This is a genomic window from bacterium, assembly GCA_020440705.1.
In the GTDB taxonomy this organism is placed as follows: Bacteria; Krumholzibacteriota; Krumholzibacteriia; order LZORAL124-64-63; family LZORAL124-64-63; genus JAGRNP01.
On record JAGRNP010000048.1, the window covers coordinates 22405 to 27302 of the forward strand.

4 protein-coding genes are annotated in these 4898 nt (G+C 70.1%); 2 read left to right on the forward strand and 2 right to left on the reverse strand.

Going from position 1 to position 4898, the window contains the following annotated elements:
* A partial coding sequence (locus tag KDM41_09100) for a peptidase M14 (protein MCB1183580.1) occupies positions 1 to 1104 on the forward strand: 1104 nt, incomplete at its 5' end.
* Between the two features lie 102 nt (positions 1105 to 1206).
* On the opposite strand, the gene ettA is transcribed toward KDM41_09100, so the two are convergent.
* Positions 1207 to 2883 carry an energy-dependent translational throttle protein EttA gene (gene ettA, locus KDM41_09105; protein ID MCB1183581.1) on the reverse strand — a complete coding sequence of 559 codons (1677 nt, stop codon included), beginning with the start codon at positions 2881 to 2883 and terminating at the stop codon, positions 1207 to 1209.
* A 174-nt stretch (positions 2884 to 3057) separates the two neighbouring features.
* Between ettA and KDM41_09110 the strand changes: the two genes are divergently transcribed.
* Positions 3058 to 3909 (forward strand): hypothetical protein, encoded by an 852-nt coding sequence (locus KDM41_09110; protein MCB1183582.1) that lies wholly within the window; start codon positions 3058 to 3060, stop codon positions 3907 to 3909.
* Positions 3910 to 3921: 12 nt separating this feature from the next.
* On the opposite strand, the gene KDM41_09115 is transcribed toward KDM41_09110, so the two are convergent.
* A partial coding sequence (locus KDM41_09115) for a class I SAM-dependent methyltransferase (GenBank protein ID MCB1183583.1) occupies positions 3922 to 4898 on the reverse strand: 977 nt, incomplete at its 5' end.

Below are 4898 nucleotides of genomic sequence, written 5' to 3' on the forward strand. Positions count from 1 at the left end.
GAGCTGACGGCCTGGACCGCGGCCTACCGCGACGGTGTCGACGCCGCCATGGCCGCCGACGGCTATCCCATGTCGCCCTACGTCAGCTTCCGGATGTGGCACGACCCGACCAGCGGCCTGAAGGGCGGGGCCGCCACGCCGCGCTTCAGCCAGGGCTACACGGCGATCCAGAACCGCCCCGGCCTGCTCGTCGAGACCCACATGCTCAAGCCCTACGCCGTGCGGGTCGAGAGCGCGTTGCGTCTCGTGATCCACACCCTGCGCTGGTGCGGCGAGCGCGCCCCTGAGCTGCGCCGCCTGGTCGGGGCCGCCGACGCCCGCGCCGCCTCGGCGGCGTTCCGCGCCGAGCCGTTCCCGCTCTCCTTCCGCAGCGACGGCGACTCCACCCTGATCGACTTCCTGGGCGTCGAGATGGAGGAAGTGCCCAGCGACGTCACCGGCGGCACGTATTTCCGCTACTCGGACCGCCCCGCAACCTGGCGCATCCCGTATTTCGATTCCCTCGAGCCGGCCACCGTCGCCGCCCTGCCCGCCGCCTACCTGGTGCCCCCGGCCTGGACCGAGGCCCTCGACCGCCTCGCGGCCCACGGCATCGCCTTCACCCGCCTGACCGAGCCCCGCGAGGTCGCGGTCCGCTCCTGGCGCCTGACGAACCCCGCCTGGGGCCAGGCCCCCTACGAGGGCCACCACACGGTCACCTTCACCGCCGAACCCGAGACCGGCGTCCGCACCTTTCCCGCCGGCACCGCCGTGGTGGGCCTCGACCAGCGCGCCGCCCGGGTCATCGCCCATCTCCTCGAGCCCAAGGCCCCCGACAGCCTCGTCCAGTGGGGCTACTTCGACCCCATCTTCGAGCGCGTCGAATACGTCGAAAGCTACGTCATCGAGCAGATGATCCCCCAACTGCTGGCCGACAACCCCGAGTGGGAAGCCGAACTGAACGCCGCCAAGGCCGCCAACCCCGACTTCGCCGCCGACCCCTGGGCCATCCGCTACTGGTTCTACGCAAGAACCCCCTACTACGACGACCGCGTCGGCCTCTACCCCATCGCCTCTATCGACGACGAATCGATCTACCGCGACCTCATCAATAAGTCCCGTTGACGCTGCAGGCCCCGCTCCGTCCCTCCACACGAAGAAGTCCCGGGTGTTCCGCGCGCAGCGCGGCCTCCCGGGACTTCTTCGTGTGGAGGGACGGAGCGAGACCTACTGCGTCAACCGCCGGTACTTGATGCGGTGGGGTTGATCGGCCTCTTCCCCGAAGCGCTCCTTGCGGTTGGCTTCGTACTCGGTGTAGTTGCCTTCGTACCAGAAGACCTCGGAGTTGCCCTCGAAGGCCAGGATGTGGGTGCAGATGCGGTCGAGGAACCAGCGATCGTGGCTGACGACGACGAGGCAGCCGCCGAATTCCACGAGCGCGTCTTCCAGGGCGCGCAGGGTGTCCACGTCCAGGTCGTTGGTGGGCTCGTCGAGCAGGATCAGGTTGGCGCCGCTCTTGAGCAGCCGGGCCAGGTGCACGCGGTTGCGCTCGCCGCCCGAGAGGGTGCCGACCTTCCGCTGCTGCTCGTGGCCCTTGAAGTTGAAGCCCGAGCAGTAGGCGCGGCTGTTCACCGTCACGCCGCCCAGGTCGAGCTCCTCGGCGCCCTCGGAGATGTTCTCCCACACGGTCTTCTCGGCATCCAGGTCGTCGCGGCCCTGGTCGACGTAGGCCATGTGCACGGTCTCGCCCACGGTCAGGGTGCCGCCGTCGGCCTGCTCCTTGCCCGTGATGAGGTTCATGAGGGTCGTCTTGCCGGCGCCGTTGGGGCCGATGACGCCCACGATGCCGCCGCGGGGCAGGTCGAAGTTCATGTTGTCGAAGAGCAGCTTGTCGCCGTAGGCCTTCTGCACGCCCTCGGCCTTGACCACGATGTTGCCCAGCCGTTCGCCCGCCGGGATGCGGATCTGGGCCGTGCGCTGCTGCATCTGGCGGTCCTGGCTGACGAGGTCCTCGTAGGCCGAGACGCGGGCCTTGGACTTCTTCTGGCGCGCCTTCTGGGAGGCGTTGACCCACTCGAGCTCGCGCTGCAGCACCTTGACGCGCTTGCTGTCGGCCTTCTCCTGCTCGATGAGCTTCTTCTGCTTCTGGTCGAGCCAGCTGGAGTAGTTGCCCTCCCAGGGAATCCCCTTGCCGTTCTCCAGCTCGAGGATCCAGCCGGTGACGTTGTCCAGGAAGTAGCGGTCGTGGGTCACCAGCACGACGGTGCCGTGGTACTCGCGCAGGTGCCGCTCGAGCCAGGCCACCGACTCGGCGTCGAGGTGGTTGGTGGGCTCGTCGAGCAGCAGCAGGTCGGGCTTCTGCAGCAGCAGGCGGCACAGGGCCACCCGGCGCTTCTCGCCGCCAGAGAGCACCTTCACGTCGGCGTCGCCGGGGGGACAGCGCAGGGCGTCCATGGCGATCTCGAGGTGCCGGTCCAGGTCCCAGGCGTCGGCGGCGTCGATCTCGTCCTGCAGCTTGCCCATCTCCTCCATGAGCTTGGCCATCTGGTCGTCGTCCATGGGCTCGCACATGGCCATGGAGATCTCGTTGAAGCGGTCGACCTTGGCCTTCAGGTGGCCGACGGCCTCCTCGACGTTGCCCTTGACGTCCTTGGCGGGGTCGAGCTCGGGCTCCTGGGGCAGGTAGCCCACCGTCTTGGAGGGATCCAGGCGCGCCTCGCCCATGATGTCGTCGTCGATGCCGGCCATGATCTTCAGCAGGGTCGACTTGCCGGCGCCGTTGAGGCCGATGACGCCGATCTTGGCCCCGTGGAAGAAGCTGAGCCAGATGCCGTCGAGGATCTTGCGTCCGGGCGGGACGACCTTCTGCAGGTTCTGCATCGTGTAGATATAGTTCTCGGCCATGAGCGCGCGGGGACCTTTCGTCGGAGGGGAATCGGAGGTTCCTGAAGGGGAGTTTCCCGGATATAGTCATGCGGAGGCGGGCATTCGGCAACCCGAATCGTCGGGAATATCGGGCCCGGGGGCCGGGTACGCACGGCAGCGTCCCCCGACAGGGACCCTAGCAGGGAGACGAGCATGGCGGGAGCGGGAAAGAAGTGGGCCATCGGCTGCGGCATCGGCTGCGGCCTCGTGCTGATCATCCTCGGCGGCGTGGGCACCTGCAGCTACTTCGCCTTCAAGGACATCAAGACCGACGCCGAGGGCCTCGACGCCGGCCGCGAGCAGCTGCGGGCCGAGTTCGGCGCCGCGGAGGACTACACCCCCAATGCCGACGGCACCGTCGACGCCGCCCGTCTGGAGACCTTCCTGGCCGTGCGCGAGGCGATCGAGCCCGCACGACGGGAGATGTCGGACATGCTCTCGACCCTCGACGGCGACGCCGGGATCGCATCCAAGTTCAAGGCCGGCATGAAGATGGTCTCGTCCGTGATGGGCTTCGTGGGCGAGCGCAACCGCGTGCTGCTCGAGCAGGGCATGGGCGTCGGCGAGTACCGGTACCTGTACACCGTGGCCTACTTCGGCATGCTGGGGAAGGATCCGGCCGACGGGCCCTCGTTCGTCCTGGCCGGCGACGGCGACCACGAGGACGACGGCGGCGTGCGCATGACCTGGAACAACGACGACGAGGACGAGGTCCGTGACGGGCGCGCCCGCTTCGTGCGGCGCGAGGTCCACCGGCTGCAGACCGCCATCCTCGAGAACCAGCTCGCGGCCCTGGAGAGCACGGTCCCCGCGGCCGGCGACCCGTGGACGGCGACGCTGCAGGCCGAGGTCGCGGCCATGCGCGCCGAGAGTCTGCGGTTCGCCTGGGAGGAGGGCCTGCCCGACCCGCTGCGGGCGTCGCTCGAGCCCTTCCGCGACCGCCTCGAAGCGGGGTACGACCCCATGACGAGCCTCGTCGAACTGGGCTTCGGCCACGACGACTAGCCGGCGCCGCGCTCAGGCGCGGGGATCCTCGCACCAGAACGTGCGCACGTGATGCGGCCGCCCCGCCAGGACCGGGAAGTCCAGGGGCGGCCGCAGGTCCGTCACCCGTCCGAAGACGGCCTGCAGCTGCCGGCGGTAGCGGGCGTGGTCGCCCGTGCGGTGGTTGTTGGCGAAGACCGCGACGCCGTCCGGGCCCAGCAGCTCCGCGCCCGCCCGGGCCAGTCCGGCCCACTCCTTCTCCACGGCGAAGCGGCCCTCCTTTCCCGACGCGAAGACCGGCGGATCGCACACGAGAAGGTCGAGGGGTTGCCACGCGTCCGGATCCTCCTCGCGTCGGCGCTGCTGCCGGGCCAGCCAGCGGCGGGCGTCCTCCTGGATGAACTTGCCGCGCCCGGCGTCGGCCAGGCCGTTGCCGGCGAAGTTCGCCTTGCCCGTCTCCAGGCAGGAGCGGGCCGTGTCGACCGAGAACGCCACCTCGGCGCCCGCCGCCACCGCGGCGACGCTGAACGAGCACGTGAAGGCGAAGAGATTCCCCACGCGGCGGCCGGCGGCGATCCGCGCCACCCGGCGGCGCGTGTCGCGCTGGTCGGGGAAGAGGCCCGTGTGCTGGGTCGAACGCAGGTTGATCGCGTAGGTGAGGCCGTGCTCGGTGACGGCGAAGGTCTCCGGCACGTCGCCCCGCACCGCGACCTCCTCCTTCAGGCCCCGCTGGTGCGGATTGCGGCGATGCACCCGCACCACGCCGCCCACGAGCCCGAGGCGGGCGACCAGCTCGTCGAGCACCGCCGCGAGGGGCGCCGGGTCGGCCTCCTCGTCGAACCAGACGGCGTTGTAGCGGGTCCCGTAGATGTCGATCGCCGCCGGCAGCCCCGGGATCTCGTCCCGGTGGACCGCGCGCCACGCGTCGCCCACGGCGCGCGGCCAGGCGCCGCGCCGGTCGAGGCAGGCGGCCAGGGCCGGATCGCCATCGCCGTCGAGGACGGCCGTGA

Bases quoted from the DNA above. Each gene is read 5' to 3' on its own strand.
- KDM41_09110 (MCB1183582.1), top strand. From the start codon at position 3,058: ATGGCGGGAGCGGGAAAGAAGTGGGCCATCGGCTGCGGCATCGGCTGC.
- ettA (MCB1183581.1), bottom strand. From the start codon at position 2,883: ATGGCCGAGAACTATATCTACACGATGCAGAACCTGCAGAAGGTCGTC.